The 13,965-nt window shown below is 61.9% G+C and carries 15 protein-coding genes and 2 pseudogenes; 8 read left to right on the forward strand and 9 right to left on the reverse strand.

Annotated features, from left to right (window positions below; translation table 11 throughout):
* Positions 1–186 precede the first annotated feature (186 nt).
* Positions 187–1,260, forward strand: a complete 1,074-nt coding sequence (locus tag F6X40_RS04065) for an AI-2E family transporter (RefSeq protein ID WP_184061789.1) — start codon at positions 187–189, stop codon at positions 1,258–1,260.
* A gap of 145 nt (positions 1,261–1,405) precedes the next feature.
* Here F6X40_RS04065 and F6X40_RS42110 read toward each other — a convergent pair whose 3' ends face one another.
* Positions 1,406–1,537, reverse strand: coding sequence for a hypothetical protein (locus tag F6X40_RS42110; protein WP_260336466.1), 132 nt, complete (start codon positions 1,535–1,537; stop codon positions 1,406–1,408).
* A 246-nt stretch (positions 1,538–1,783) separates the two neighbouring features.
* On the opposite strand from F6X40_RS42110, the gene F6X40_RS04070 reads away from it, so the two are divergent.
* From F6X40_RS04070 to F6X40_RS04085, 4 genes and pseudogenes are all read left to right on the forward strand, one after another.
* A complete protein-coding gene (locus F6X40_RS04070; protein WP_187626911.1) occupies positions 1,784–2,317 on the forward strand; it encodes a helix-turn-helix transcriptional regulator in 534 nt (177 codons plus the stop codon).
* 290 nt (positions 2,318–2,607) lie between these two features.
* Entirely contained in the window at positions 2,608–3,315 is a 708-nt protein-coding gene (locus tag F6X40_RS04075) for an MFS transporter (protein WP_410452382.1), read from the forward strand.
* Positions 3,316–3,317: 2 nt separating this feature from the next.
* Positions 3,318–3,584, forward strand: a pseudogene (locus F6X40_RS04080) (amidohydrolase family protein); the annotation flags it as partial.
* A gap of 111 nt (positions 3,585–3,695) precedes the next feature.
* A complete protein-coding gene (locus F6X40_RS04085; RefSeq protein ID WP_184005430.1) occupies positions 3,696–4,109 on the forward strand; it encodes a VOC family protein in 414 nt (137 codons plus the stop codon).
* A 111-nt stretch (positions 4,110–4,220) separates the two neighbouring features.
* Here F6X40_RS04085 and F6X40_RS04090 read toward each other — a convergent pair whose 3' ends face one another.
* A complete protein-coding gene (locus F6X40_RS04090) occupies positions 4,221–4,619 on the reverse strand; it encodes a 2-oxoglutarate dehydrogenase (RefSeq protein ID WP_184068121.1) in 399 nt (132 codons plus the stop codon).
* A gap of 51 nt (positions 4,620–4,670) precedes the next feature.
* Positions 4,671–6,506, reverse strand: a complete 1,836-nt coding sequence (locus F6X40_RS04095; RefSeq protein ID WP_187626912.1) for a S10 family serine carboxypeptidase-like protein — start codon at positions 6,504–6,506, stop codon at positions 4,671–4,673.
* A 684-nt stretch (positions 6,507–7,190) separates the two neighbouring features.
* On the opposite strand from F6X40_RS04095, the gene F6X40_RS04100 reads away from it, so the two are divergent.
* On the forward strand, positions 7,191–7,658 hold the full coding sequence (locus F6X40_RS04100) for a lipocalin-like domain-containing protein (RefSeq protein WP_187626913.1): 468 nt from the start codon (positions 7,191–7,193) through the stop codon (positions 7,656–7,658).
* 160 nt (positions 7,659–7,818) lie between these two features.
* On the opposite strand, the gene F6X40_RS04105 is transcribed toward F6X40_RS04100, so the two are convergent.
* The 5 genes from F6X40_RS04105 to F6X40_RS04125 form a co-directional block, all read right to left on the reverse strand.
* Positions 7,819–8,187 (reverse strand): DUF2784 domain-containing protein, encoded by a 369-nt coding sequence (locus F6X40_RS04105; RefSeq protein ID WP_184068112.1) that lies wholly within the window; start codon positions 8,185–8,187, stop codon positions 7,819–7,821.
* A gap of 206 nt (positions 8,188–8,393) precedes the next feature.
* A complete protein-coding gene (treA, locus tag F6X40_RS04110) occupies positions 8,394–10,067 on the reverse strand; it encodes an alpha,alpha-trehalase TreA (RefSeq protein ID WP_187626914.1) in 1,674 nt (557 codons plus the stop codon).
* A gap of 318 nt (positions 10,068–10,385) precedes the next feature.
* On the reverse strand, positions 10,386–11,186 hold the full coding sequence (locus F6X40_RS04115; protein ID WP_184068106.1) for a transporter substrate-binding domain-containing protein: 801 nt from the start codon (positions 11,184–11,186) through the stop codon (positions 10,386–10,388).
* Positions 11,187–11,322: 136 nt separating this feature from the next.
* Positions 11,323–11,550 (reverse strand): hypothetical protein, encoded by a 228-nt coding sequence (locus F6X40_RS04120; RefSeq protein WP_187626915.1) that lies wholly within the window; start codon positions 11,548–11,550, stop codon positions 11,323–11,325.
* A 49-nt stretch (positions 11,551–11,599) separates the two neighbouring features.
* The gene (locus F6X40_RS04125; protein ID WP_184045063.1) at positions 11,600–12,355 is read right to left on the reverse strand and encodes a DeoR/GlpR family DNA-binding transcription regulator; all 756 of its coding nucleotides are present in this window, start codon (positions 12,353–12,355) and stop codon (positions 11,600–11,602) included.
* A gap of 79 nt (positions 12,356–12,434) precedes the next feature.
* Here F6X40_RS04125 and F6X40_RS04130 point away from each other — a divergent pair, with 79 nt between their 5' ends.
* A complete protein-coding gene (locus F6X40_RS04130) occupies positions 12,435–13,034 on the forward strand; it encodes an NUDIX domain-containing protein (RefSeq protein WP_184023738.1) in 600 nt (199 codons plus the stop codon).
* Here the strand turns inward: F6X40_RS04130 and F6X40_RS04135 are convergent.
* On the reverse strand, positions 13,017–13,751 hold the full coding sequence (locus tag F6X40_RS04135) for a haloacid dehalogenase type II (protein ID WP_187626916.1): 735 nt from the start codon (positions 13,749–13,751) through the stop codon (positions 13,017–13,019). The two genes, F6X40_RS04130 and F6X40_RS04135, sit on opposite strands and share 18 nt — an antisense overlap.
* 83 nt (positions 13,752–13,834) lie before the next feature.
* Here F6X40_RS04135 and F6X40_RS04140 point away from each other — a divergent pair.
* Positions 13,835–13,954: pseudogene (locus F6X40_RS04140) on the forward strand (IS5/IS1182 family transposase); the annotation flags it as partial.
* Positions 13,955–13,965: the final 11 nt, after the last annotated feature.

Consider the following 13,965-nt stretch of genomic DNA (forward strand, 5'->3'; position numbering starts at 1 on the left):
GAGCGATCTGGCGCGCTTTTTATGTGAGCTGTCATCGTTCTGTGCGAAGATCAGTGCTGTCCATCGCGCGACCGGCTGGTAAGGGGATCGCACGGCGGGCGCGTGCCCGGCCATCGCCTTCGTCCTCGGGTGACCCTGGGGTGACTCTCTGGCGCACCTGTTTGCGGATTCATGGAGCACTGACCAATGACCGACAGATTGCAAGCGTCCGTATATGTAGTGGTGCTGCTGCTGATTGTGGGCTGGGTGCTGTATATCGGGCGCGCGGTTTTCGTGCCGATCGTGTTCGGCGCGATCGCGGTATACGTGGTGGTCGACTTCACGCGGCTGCTGCAACGCATTCCGGTGATCGGCCCGCGGCTACCGGTCCAGTTGCGCTACGGACTCTCGATGTTTCTGATCGGCGCCGCGATCTTCTTCGCGGTCGACATGCTCGTCGAGAACTACGACGCGCTCGTCGCGCTCGCACCGCGCTACCAGGACTCGGTCCTGCTGATGATCCACAAGATTTCGACGCTGCTGCACCTCGAAAGCGAGCCGACGTGGGAATCGCTGCGGCGGAACATGCTCACACAGTTGAATATTCAGGCGATGGTGACCGGCATGCTGGCGTCGCTTTCGTCGGTGATCATCGACCTGTTCGTGATCGTGCTGTACGCGAGTTTTCTGCTGGTCGAGCGCCGGACGTTCGGCGACAAGCTGACGAACATGACCGCCAATTCGACCAACGCGGCGCGTATCCGGGGCGTGGTCACCGACATCAACCGGCGCATTGGCGCGTATCTCGCGCTGAAGACGTTCCTCGGCGTGCTGCTAGGCGGGATCTGCTGGCTCGCGATGCGCAGCGTCGGCCTCGAGTTCGCCGGGCTGTGGGCGATACTGACCGCGCTGCTGAACTACGTGCCCTATATCGGCTCGGTGCTCGCGATCGTGTTCCCGGTGCTGATGTCGGTGCTGCAGTTCGGCGACCTGAATTCGATCCTGGTCGTGCTGGTGTCGCTGACCGCGATTCACTTCGTGATCGGCAATATTCTCGATCCGTATCTGACGGGCAACTCCCTGAACCTGAGCCCGTTCGCGATTCTCGCGAGCATGGCCGTGTGGTCGGCTTTGTGGGGCGTGCCGGGCGCCTTTCTCGCGGTGCCGATCACCGCCAGCATGACGATCATTTTCTCCGAGTTCGAAATGACGCGGCCGGTTGCGGTGCTGCTGTCGAAAAACGGCCGGCTCACTTACGGCAAGACCGAACAGACCGCGTGAAGCGCCCACCATGGCAGACATACGATCGACCAGGCGCATGAAATGAAAACGGCCCGTGCGGAATAGTCCGCGCGGGCCGTCGAATGAAACACTTCTATCTCGACGCGTGCGGCTTGCCGCCGCCGCACGCTGTTGCCATCAGCGTTTAACGCTTGCTGCTTACTGCGAAGAACCCGACCACGTCTGGCCGGTCGTCGCCGGTGCTGATGTTGTAGGCGAACACGACGTTCTTCAGGTAGCCGTCGAACGCGTCGGTGTTCTTCGCGGTATCGTCCACAGCACCGTTGCCATCTCTTTAAATAAATCGAAAAATTTTCGATCGGCCTTTGACGCGAGGTTCACGCAAAGCCGTGCAACAATGGCCTCGGGTTGCGGTCAGGGCCAGGGGCCGCAGCTTGTGCGTCGTTCCATCAACACGAGGCCTGCCGCTCGATGACAAAGCCTGCCTGGACGCTCCTCATGGCCGCGATCGTTCTTGGCGCGGCGGCGGCCGCGCATCGGCTATCGGTTCTAACGCGAACATATGCCCGGCTCACACGACCCTGCAGTCCAACCGACCCCCGTCTCGGGCGGCGCCGAAGCACTCGAAGACCCGGCGCTGCTGCGTCGCCTGCTGCGTGCGAAAGACCGCATCGATGCCGCCTCGCACGAAGCCTGGCCCGTGCGGCGGCTGGCCGAAGTCAGCGGCGTGTCGGCGGCGCACTTCGCGCGTTCGTTCAAGCGGGCCTTCGGCGTGCCGCCACACCGCTATCTGTTGACGCGGCGTATCGAACAGGCCACCACGCTTCTGCGTGACACCAACCTCGGCATGACGGACATTGCGTTCGCGACCGGCTGGGAAAGCCTCGGCACGTTCGGCCGCGTCTTTCGCGACATTACCGGCCTGAGCCCGAGCGAGATGCGCGTGCAGGCACGCGCCGATCCCGCTGAACTCGATCGCGTGCCCGCCTGCGTGCTGAAGGCCGCACAACGCCCCGATCTGACGACCGCAGTTCTGGAAAAGCGCCGCCGCGTGGTCGGCGACACCGTCGAGCCTCCTACCAGCGAGACGTCGTGAATGAGGGTATCGATGTGGTCGGCGCGCACGTCGACGATCAGAAGGGACGCAGCGCTCGCGTTCGACGCGCGAGCGCCGCGATACCGATGCCCCGCTGCCTTTGCGAAGCGCTTTAGCGTCTCGCGGCACGCCGCGCCCTGATGCCGGAATCCGCATGTTCGATGCGGTTTCCAACCAAGACCCGCTCATTCCGACTTCCTATACTCGTTCGACCATGCCCGGCGCCACGGCGCTGTCCTTTCCGCGGCAGAACCGCCGAAGCCGCGGTGGTCGTCGAACGGATGGAAGCAGTGGTACACGCCGCCGGCTTGCCACTCCTGCCGGAGCAAGCGGTCGGGGCGAGCGCCCCAGCCCCCGTCGCGTCCGGTACGCCACTGGCGAAACTCAAGGCGCTCTGGTCGCGACAACTGGCCGGCATCACCGCGATGGCCTGGTTGATGTGGCTGTCGATCACGTTCAGTTACTACGCGTTCTTTACGTGGATTCCCGGTCTGCTGGTGCAAAGCGGCATGACGATCACGCGCAGTTTTTCGTATTCACTGGTCATGTACCTCGCGCAGATTCCCGGCTACTTCTCGGGCGCGTGGCTCAATGAAAAGATCGGCCGCCGCGCGACCATCGTCACGTACATGGCGCGCGGCGGGTTCTCCGCGTTAGGGCTCGCGCTCACGCACAGCGATGCCGAAATTCTGACATCGGGCTTTTTGCTGTCGTTCTTCATGAACGGGACTTATGCCGGCGTCTACGCCTACACGCCCGAGGTGTTCCCTACCGAAGTGCGCACGACCGGCATGGGTGTCGCTTCGGCGATCGGACGCCTCGGCGCGATCGCCGCGCCGATCCTGGTCGGCTTTCTGTATCCGCGTCTGGGCTTCGGCGGGGTTTTCGGCGGCACGACGCTGGTGCTGATCATCGGTGCGCTCGCGGTTCTGATCATGGGCGTGTCCACCCGCGGCCGGTCACTCGAAGAAATCGCCGCGATGCGCCTGAACCGCTGAACCGCTCCGGCGGCCATGGCGAAGGTCGCGCGCGCACGGACTTCATGCCTGGCGACGCGCCTTGCAACTGCTGCGCACGCGTCGGTGCATTGGGCCGGGTCGTCGATGGCGTCGACGCGTTGCGCCGCGCCGTGCGCGAAGAACTGCAGATGGGCGCCGACCAGATCAAGATCATGGCCTCCGGCGGCGTCGCGTCGCCGACCGATCCGATCGGCGCGCTCGGTTACTCGGAGGACGAGATTCGCGCGGTCGTCGCCGAAGCCGGCGCGCCAACGTGCCGAAGGCCGGGCAAACGCCCGAACCTGCCGATCGCAGTTTTGGAGAAGCGCCGCCGCGTGGCCAGCGATACAGTCGAACCCTCAACCAGCGAGGGAGGAGTCATGAATCAGGGTATCAATGTGGTCGGTTTGTACGTCGACGATCAGGATGCGGCGCTTTCGTTCTACGTCGACAAACTCGGCTTTCGCGTCCACACCGACGTGCGCAACGGTGCTTACCGCTGGCTCACGGTCCAGCACCCGGAACAGCCGTCTTTCCAGTTGGGACTGTTCGCGCCGGGGCCGCCGGTCCACGATGAAGCGACCGCGCAAACGCTGCGCGCGATGGTCGCGAAGGGGGCGATGCCGCCATTGGTGCTGTCCGTTGCCGACTGTCGCGCGAGCTACGAGCAGTTGAAGGCGCGCGGCGTGGAATTCACGCAGGAGCCGGTGGATCGTTTCGGCAGCGTCGATGCGGGCTTTCGCGATCCGGCGGGCAATGGATGGAAGATGATCCAGGCGGCAACGGGCAAGTGAGCGTGAGCGATCCGCCGCGCGCGCGGCGCGCAGCTGCATACGGCCGGCGGTGCGTCGCACGACCGCGAAGCACCGCCAACCGTCATCCCGGACCACTGGACTAGCTGACTCTCACTGCTGATGCTGCTGCAGATACTGCTGAACGTCGTTCAACGTCACGCGGCCCGAATGCGCGGTATCGATCTCGTCAAAATGCCTGGCGATATAGCCGAGCCCATCGCTTTGCGCCTGGGCCTTGGTGATCGACGAGCCGTTGCTGAGCACCGATTTCGCGCCCAGTCTGCTCTCCACGCGCTGCTGAGCCTGCTGCTGCAGCGTCGAGCCGGTGGTCGGCGCGACCGCGTTGGCACGGTTATGAGGAAAGAACGGACCGTCCACGCCGTGTCCGCCGTTGGGTAGCGTCACGGGCGCCACCGGCTGGGGCGGCAACGCATGCGCACTGCCGACGATCACACCGAGGACGATCAACGCCAGAGTACGTCGCAAGATATCGATTGAAGACATGATCATTCGCCATAAAAAGTAGTCAGAGGGTTTCGCGCGAAGCGAAACCACCATCGATCAGGGCGCGGCCGCGGCGAGCGCCTCGCTCGTCGGCGTAGCGGCTGACGCTTCGTCGGCCCACGGCTGAGGCAGCGTCGCGAGCGTCAGCGCGCCCGCTATCGGCGTGCCGCCATAGAAGGCCGCGAGATCCGCCTTCATCTGCGGGCGCGCCACGTCATCCAGATAAATCATATGTCCGCCCTGGAAGAAGTTGACCTGCAGATTCGGGTTGAGACCCTGGACCGTCTTGAGCCGCGCGAGCTGCTTCTCGGTATTGAAGAACGGCGTGGCGAGATCGTGGAAGCCGTTTTCCGCCAGCACCTTCAGTTGCGGATTCAGCTTTAGCGCGCCGAGCAGATCGGGGATCGTGTCGGGCAGCGGCTGGCCGCCGTGCGAGAAATCCCACACCTCGATGATCGCGTCGTTCAGCGGCATGTACGCCGCGTTCGGCGCCGTGTAGCCGAGGTAATCCGGCATCTGTGTCGCCAATGCATTGGTGAATGGCAGCGAGATCAGGATGTCCGACGGGTCGCCGTCGCTCTGCAGACGCGAGTCCGAGTTGGGCAACGACACGCGACCATCGTAGCGGCCTATCGTCGAGCCTGGCACCAGCGTGAGGTTGAACGGATTGATGTTGAAGTAGCCCTGCATCGCCTGCAACGTGAGACCGGATTCGGCGTCCCAGACCTTCTCCAGCCACGTCGGCGGGAAGTTCGGCGGTCCCGCGTAGGTGGGCGCGCCGAGCTGGCTCAAGGTCCAGTACAGCGAATAATTCTTGAACAGGTTGTAGTTGGCGGTCACGAACGCCTCGCTGCGAAGCGCGTAGGTCGCCTGACTCACTGGCGCTGGCGATACCTGGTTGTAGTACGCCGCGACCTCGGCGTAGCCCGGCATGTAGCCGCTCAATGTATCGGTTTCGAGCGCGAGCTGGTCGGGCGAACCCGTGATTGCCACCGCCTCGATCGCATCCGCGAAGTAGTTCAGGATCGAAGACTGCAGCGTGATCCCCGTCAGTTGCACGCCGGCCGATTCGAGCGCGAGCGCGAGGATGTCGGTGCGAGGCGTGCCGTACGATTCGCCGTACAGATAGATCGGCGAGCTGCTGCGTGAATTGACCGTCAGGTAGCGGATGATGAAGTCGCGCATGATGTTCGCGTCGGCATCGGTGCTCCAGTAGGTCTGGTTCGTGTTCGGCAGGATCGCTTCGGAGAGGCCCGTGCCAGGCGGATCGATGAACACGAGATCGGTCGTGTCGATCAGGCTCTCGGTGTTGTTCACAAGCGGATAGTTCGGCCAGCTGGTGCCGTTCAGCAGCGGATCGGTGGTCGCGACGCGCGTCGGCGCGAACGATCCGAGACGCAGCCAGATCGACGAAGAACCCGGCCCGCCGTTATAGACGAACGTAACGGGGCGCGGTTTGCCATTCGTGCTCGGCGCCGTGTAGGCCACGTAGGACATCGTCGCTTCGGGTGCGCCGCTCGTCAGATCCATTGCGGTCAGGTGGCCGGTGGTCGTCGTGTAATTGACGGTGGTGCTGCCGGACGTCCATTGGTAATGCATGATCGCCGCTTTCTCCGCGACCAGCGACGCGGCTATCCCGGACGTCGCACTCGTCGAATAGGTGGTGAGATCGGTGTAGGGCTGATTGGCGGATGGCGTCTGCGGCGCCGACGCCGCTTGCGCCTGATTGGCGACCTGCGCCATGCCGCTTGGTACCGCCGACGCCGACGAACCTCCGTCGCTGCCGCCGCATCCGGCGAGGATAACGATTCCGAGTGTCAGCGCGCTTAGCGCGGCGAGCCGGCCATGACGACGGACGCGACCATCGTCGGTATTCCTTCTGTCTGGTTTCATCTCGTTCCCTGGTGAGTGATACCGCTACACAAAGGCCGCTTTTCGCCGGTCGCGCGCATGGGAGATCGAATAACCCGCACCGCACTCGATGGCACGCAGCGGTTTCATGGACAGTTTTTCGCAATGCATTAATTCAAAATGCTTGCATCAATATTTCGCTTTGCTTTCTGCAATTGCTAATTGAACGGATAAAGGAATTCCCTGTCGATTTATCTCGACATTTCAAGAGAAATTTAAAATTGAATCTTTCCGATGCTTACAGCAAGAGTGAAAATAGGATGTGAAATGCGGTCTTGTCAAGGATCAAGCGGCAATTATGTGATTCAGAATAAAGTCGGCTCGTTGTCGAGGAATAGGGCGCTGTGATGGAGCATCGGTGCGGTTGCGGCGGCATGAGGCGGAAAAATGCCGGCGGCGTTTATCCGAATCGCATTGAATAGCGACGATGAACTGCGGATTTTCGTGGGATACGTTGTCGGAATTAATTGCGCTTGTAAAATCTAATTAAATGGTAAATTTAACCGGTGAAAATGTGTTCTCAATAGAATTAAAAGGTAAGTTGCGGAAATTCCGTTCGGGTGGCGGTGATTGCGTGGGCGAGCGGTTGCGCGTAGTGTCGTGGGAATCCAACGATCGCGATGTTGAAGCGAGTTGCGTACTTCGTTTCCGGAAAAGGAGGCGGCGGTGGCACGAGATCGGCGTAACGGCAACACTATGCTGCTGGGAACCTGGAAGCTGCGGTCTTTCACGACCGAAGACCTCGCCAATGGCGAAAAGACCGATCTATTCGGCGCACACCCGGACGGTTATCTGAGCTATAGCGCCGACGGCCGCATGCACGCGATTGTGCTCAAGGAAGGACGAAAGGCACCTGCGGGTGTCGTACCGACCGACGCCGAGCGCATCGAACTCTATAGCGGACTCAGCGCCTACGCGGGAACGTATAACACCGACGGCGACCTCGTCAGTCATCATGTCGACGCGTCGTGGAACGAGTCGTGGACCGGCACGGTGCAGGTGCGTCGATTCAGAATCGACGGCGAGCATCTGTACATCACGACGCTGCCGGACAAGAACCCGGTAACGGGAAAGCAAAGTACTTCAGTGCTGGTATGGACCAAGGTCAAATCCGTCGACAAGGCGGCCAAATAAAAAATCGCTTGCGATAAGCCGGCGCTTCCTGGCGTGAACCAACGGGCGAAGCGAAGCCGCTCGCCGTCCAGTAGACCTCGGAAGAGCAATCGTCTGGCATCGAGCAGGTCAGCTGCGCAATTGCGCAAGCGGATCAGGTGCTCGGGCGGCCATGTCCCAGTTACGATCGTGGCGGAATTCGGCGCCACGTAAGAAGCACCGCCAGCAAGAACGCGACATATGCGAGCACGAACACCCAGCCCGGAAAGTCGTAATAGAGCAAGGCACTAACCCAGCGCTGTATGAAGCCTTGCGGACCGGACGCGCCCGTGCGCAGATAGTCCTCCAGAACGGTCAACGGGCACGGCACATCGAGCACTGCAAGGGTCGCCACGATACCGATGGCGAGAACATGTGTCGTCCGGAATGCGCGATTGCGCGCCCACCGGAGTTGCAAACCGTGGGCGATCCAGATCGCGAATAGTCCGCCGACGATAAACAGCACGATCAGCGCGTGCAGCACGAGAACAATATTGGCGAGCCAGATCATGCTGCTTCCACCGGAGATGATCTTACTGACGACGTCGATCAGATTTGGACTGCCCGCAGAGCGATTCGTGCGGCGAATCCGGGCCGGTGTATCGAGTGGCCGAGGCGTGAAATTCTGGCTACGAGGTTTTCACGACCTCGTAGGCATCATGTGTTTGCAATCGTAAGACCTACCTCACGGCACCCGCCTGAAAATGCCGCGGGGACTCACTGCCCATTGCCATACAGATCGAGCAGCATCAACGTTACGCCATTGGTCCACCCGAAGCCGTCCTGCAGCGGATACTCGCCACCCCCGCCGCCGCCTTCGCCCGCGCCTTCCACGACGTACTTCTCGACGAGCTTGTGCTGCGTGTTGTAGACGTTCTCGACGTCCGCGAGAAAGCGCGTGCCGATCGGCTGCGCGAGGTCGGCGCGTCCGTAGCGCTTGAGGCCCTGAATCGCGATCCAGTGCAACGGCGCCCAGCCGTTCGGCGCGTCCCATTGCTGTGTGGTGTTATAGGTCGACGTCGTGAGGCCGCCCTGCTTGAGCAGCACATTCTCCACGGTCTGAGCGGTCTTCCACGCGCGATCGGGCCACGCCACGCCGGCCATCAGCGGATACAGCATCGCCGGTGTCTGGTTGTCGCGCGACTTGCCGAGTTGCCAGTCGTAGTCGCCGTAGTAGCCGTTGCGATTCCACAGATAGCGGTTGATGCCTTCCGCGCGCCGCGCCGCGTAGCCGATGAACTGCGCGACGCAACGGAAGTCGCGTGTCTCCGAGCAGCCGCGCGCGATCGTCGTCTCCAGATGGAACAACAGGCTGTTCAGATCGACCGGGATGATCGATGTCGTGCGCACCGTTGCGAGCGTCTGGTTGTCGCCGAACCAGCGTGAGCTGAAATCCCAGCCGCTTTCGGCGGTCGCGCGCAGATCGCGGTAGACCTGGTTGGCCGGCCGGCCGCTCGCCTGCGCGGTCTGCACGTCCTCGAGGTACGACTCGTCGCGCGGCGTGTCCAGATCGTCCCAGTAGCGGTTCAGCACGGTGCCATCGTCGAGCACGACCACATTGCGCGTAGCGCCGCCGGGCGGCTTGCTGGACGAGCCTTGCATCCAGTACGCGTACTCCTTGCGCAGCACAGGCAGGTACTTCTGATAAACCTTGTTGCCTTCCTTTTGCGCCGCGAGCTCCACCATATACGAGTAGAACGGCGGCTGCGAGCGGCTCAGATAGTACGTGCGATTGCCGTTCGGTATGTGGCCGAACGTGTCGATCATGTACGCGAAGTTGTCGAGCATATCGTCGACGAGATCTTCACGCCCGGACTCCTGCAGCCCCAGCATCGTGAAATAGGTATCCCAGTAGTAGCCTTCGCGAAAGCGGCCGCCCGGCACGACGTATGGTTTGGGCAGCGGGATCAGCGAGCTGTAGTCGGGCGCGCTCGTCGTCGTGCGCGTGAGGCCGTTCCAGAGCCAGTCGATGTGCTCGCGCAGACTCTGGTTCGGCGGCGGCGTGATGCTTTGATCGGGCGGCGGCGTGAAGTACTGGCTGACGAATTTCTGCAGCGAAAAGCCGGGCTGGTTCTTCTGCGTTTCGTATAGCTGGACGATCGCGGCGGGATTGCCATTCGGCGTCGCGTCGACGAACGTCTTCTGGTCGGCGAAGATCTGCGCGGTTTGCACGGCGACGAACAGATCGCCGTACAGAATGTCGGGCGCCGGCGGCAGCGTGGCGCCCACCTGGGTATCGGCCAGACAGCTCGCGGATGCGAAGACGAGCGAGGCGATGCAGGCGACGCCGAGCGTGATCGGCGAACGCCGCGGCACGAAATACTTACTTGAGCTGGAGAAGAGATGGGCGGTTGATGCGGTGCTGCTGCGAGACAGTGATTGAATGCTCATGATGCCTCCAAGGTTGTGGGCATTTCACTGGTCTCATCGCGTGCCATTCGAGGTCGTCTCCCGGCGACATGCGAGTCCGACACGAGGTGGCCGGATCAATGGCTCCGAAAGCATCGCACGCTTTCGAAGCATCAGGCAACTGCGGCGCAGCAGAGCGTGCATGCATTCAGCATGCGTATCCGCGCTTGCTTCGTGATTCGAAGCAATGGAAGCGTTGATCGCGAGCGATTCCGCGGCAAAAACCGCTTAGCGAGCAAGCGGCGTACCCGCGTCGACCATTCGGCAGGTCGGCGCGGGTACGCGAGACCAACGAGAAAATTACTGCGCGACAGGCTGAGTCACGTCCGTGCCGAACCAGTGCATCGAGATCTTCTTGAGCGTGCCGTCCTGCTTCATTTGGGTCAGCGCGTCGTCGAGTGCTTTCGCGAACTTCGGATTGTCCTTGCGGAACGGGATGCCCATTTCCTGCTCGGCGCCTTTCAGCACCGCGCCCGTACGCAACGGCAACTGCGAGTTCTTGATGATGTACGGCAGCATCAGCCGGTCGTCGATCGTCGCGTCGATACGCCTGGCGGCGAGATCGCGCAGTTTCTCGGGCGCACCCGGATAAGTTTGCACGTTGATGCCGGGTACCGCGCGCGCCATCTGGTCGTAGTTGGTGCCGAGCGTCACGCCGATCTTCTTGTCGCCCTTGAATTCGTCGAGCGATTTGAACTCACGCTTGTCGTCCGCCCGCTGGATCAGCTGCGCGGCCGAGTACGTGTACGGCTGGCTGAAATCAAGAACCTGTTTGCGTTGCGGGGTAATGGTGACCTGATTGACGATCACGTCGAATTTGCCGCTCTGCAGCGCCGCGATAATGCCGCTCCACTCGGTCGGAATGAATACCGGCTTTACGCCGAGCTTCGCCGCCACGGCTTTCGCGACATCGACGTCGAAGCCTTCGAGCTCGCCGTCCTTGTTGCGCGAGTCGAACGGCGGATAGGTGCCTTCGAGACCGATCTTCAGGACTCCGGCCTGTTTGACCGAGTCGAGCAGATCTTCGGCATGAGCCGCGACCGCGGTAAAGCTGAGAGCCGAGAGCGCCAACGCGTTTATAAGCAGCTTCGAAAGTTTCATTGAGTGTCTCCTCTGTACTTGAGTATCAGGCTGCGTAACGCAACGATTTCACCATCGTGTCGGCAACCCGGCAGTGTCGCTTCGTGGAACAAGCCGGGTTGCGCGCGTCATCCTAGCACTCCAGAAGTCGCCTGTTTTATCTTTGTTCGGAAGCGGCCGCGCGCGGATGAAACTCCGGCTTCGAAAAATCGCAGAACTCCCGCGTGAGGCTTGCGACGTGCGAATAGAGCCGCTGCGGCCCGTCGTTGCGATAGACCGCGTAGTACCGTACCGGCGGCAGTTCCGGCTGCGAATACAGTACCGCTGTGATCGGGCGGCGTACGCCCGACGGACGCGTGATCGCCAACGACAGCGATTTCGTCATGTACCTGCTCGAAAGCCAGGACGTCGGCGTGATCCAGGGCGCGCCACCCCTACGCTCTCACCACAGTCACCCCAGCCGCTTCGATTGGCTTCGTCAATTCCGCGCGGGTCTTCTTCTCGACCACGATGGTCTGCGCGAGTTTGATCTCGCCGATCACGAACCGCGATGCGGCGTTCAGTTTCGACGATGACGCGAGCACGACCGTTTCCGCCGCCCGCGCGGCGAGCGCGCGCTTGATCGCGGCTTCCTCGAAGTCACCGGTGCTCAGCCCAGCGCTGGGATGCACGCCGGTCACCCCCATGAAGTACAGGTCGGCATGGATGCGCGAAATGCCTTCCATCGCCGCGGCGCCGACGGCCACGATCGAATGTTTGTAAAGCCGGCCGCCAATCAGGATCACCTCGACACAAGGATGCGCGGCAAGCGCCGTGGCGACGCTCGGACTATGCGTGACGATGGTCGCGTGCAAATCGGACGGCAGCGCCTGGACCAATAGCGCCGACGTGGTGCCGCCGTCGACGATCACGGTTTGCCCCGGCGCGATCAGCTCGACCGCTCGCCGAGCGATGCGCCGCTTGGCGAGCGTCTCGATGTCCTGACGCTGCTCGAATGACGCGAGCGCCGCCGACGCGGGCAGCGCGCCGCCGTGGACCCGCTGCAAGCGCCCCTGCGCGGCCAGTTCGCGTAGATCGCGGCGGATCGTGTCTTCCGACACGCCAAACGCCGCGCTCAGCTCGCCTGCCAGGACCTGCCCGTTGCGCGCGAGTTCGTCGAGGATCGCTTTCTTGCGTTGGGTCGTCAACATTGCATTGCATGAAATATCTTGAAATTGCACGAAGTTGCACGATACCATGAATCATTGTCCATGGTCGACAGGAGGCGCCATGACCGCAACGAAAGACCGGGTTCGCATCGTCGGAACGACCTTGCTATCCGACGACTGGTACACGCTGAAGAAGGTGACGTTCGACTTCCTGCGTCGCGATGGCACATGGCAGCGGCAGAACCGCGAGACCTACGATCGCGGCAACGGCGCGACGATCCTGCTGCACAGTCCGCGCACCGGCAACGTGATACTCACGCGACAATTCCGCATGCCCGCGTTCGTGAACGGTCACGACGGCATGATGATCGAAGCGCCGGGCGGGTTGCTCGACAACGCTTCGCCGGAAGAACGCATCCGGCTCGAAGTCGAGGAGGAAACGGGGTATCGCGTGGGTCAGGTCCACAAGATTTTCGAGGCCTACATGAGCCCGGGATCCGTAACCGAAAAGCTCTACTTCTATGTCGGCGAGTACGACGCGTCGATGCGGGTCAACGACGGCGGCGGCGTCGAGGATGAAGGGGAAGATCTCGAGGTGATCGAAATGCCGTTGCAAGCCGCGTTGCGAGCGGTCGACGCAGGGGAAATCGTCGACGGCAAGACGATCATGCTGTTGCAGTACGTCGCCTTGCGCGGGTTTGCGTCAGCGCGCGCAGCCTAGTTGCGTCGCGAGTTCGTGCAGATCGTCGACGATGAAGTCCCACGCCTCGTGCGCGTTCAGATCGCTCGTCTGTTGAGGGCCATGCTCGGTGGGCCGCACGACGAACGCGGTGCTCAAGCCGACGCGCCGGGCAGCGGCGAGATCGTTGTTATGCGCGGCCACGAGGCATAATTCGCGTGGCGCAATGCCGAGAATTTCCGCCGTTTCGCTATAGACCAGCGGCGAGGGTTTATAGGCGCGGACGACTTCGGCACCGAGAATGGCATCCCAAGGCAGACCGGCACGCTTTGCCACGTCCACCATCAGGCGAATGTTGCCGTTGGATAGCGGTGCGATGATGAAGCGCGCCTTCAGGCGCCGCAATGCGTCGACGGCATCGGGCCAGGGGTCCAGCCGATGCCAGGCCAGGTTCAACTCATCGATCTCCGGCTCGGGAACGTTGGCGATGCCGAAACGCGCCAGCACTTTGACGAGGTTTTCCCGGTGCAGCACGTCGAGACGCACATACGGTCTGCGTCCGCTACGCACTTCTTCCATCGCGGGCGAATACTCGCGTCGCCATGCGTCCGCGAAGTCGGATGCGTCGAGATTCGGCGCGTGCCGCTGCAGAAACGGTTGCGCTTCGCGCGCGACGCCGCTTCGCCAGTCAACCACGGTTCCGAAGACATCGAACACGAAAGCTTTGATGGCGGTTTGATGTGTCGAGTCGATGCCCATGACCTTCCTTTGTGGCTCTGACGGGAACCACCCATCTTAGATGCGTGTCAGGAACTTCGCGCCAGACCTGGTATCCTGGCGGCATGAAAAAACGCGGGCCCTACCCAACGGATGTATTGGATGAAGAGTGGTATTTCGCTGCTCCGTATCTGACCTTGGTGAGCAAAGACGCACCGCAGCGCCGCTACGAATTGCGCGAGATTGAATCTCTGCG

Origin of the sequence: Paraburkholderia sp. UCT31 (genome assembly GCF_014397655.1) — a bacterium.
GTDB lineage: Bacteria > Pseudomonadota > Gammaproteobacteria > Burkholderiales > Burkholderiaceae > Paraburkholderia > Paraburkholderia tuberum.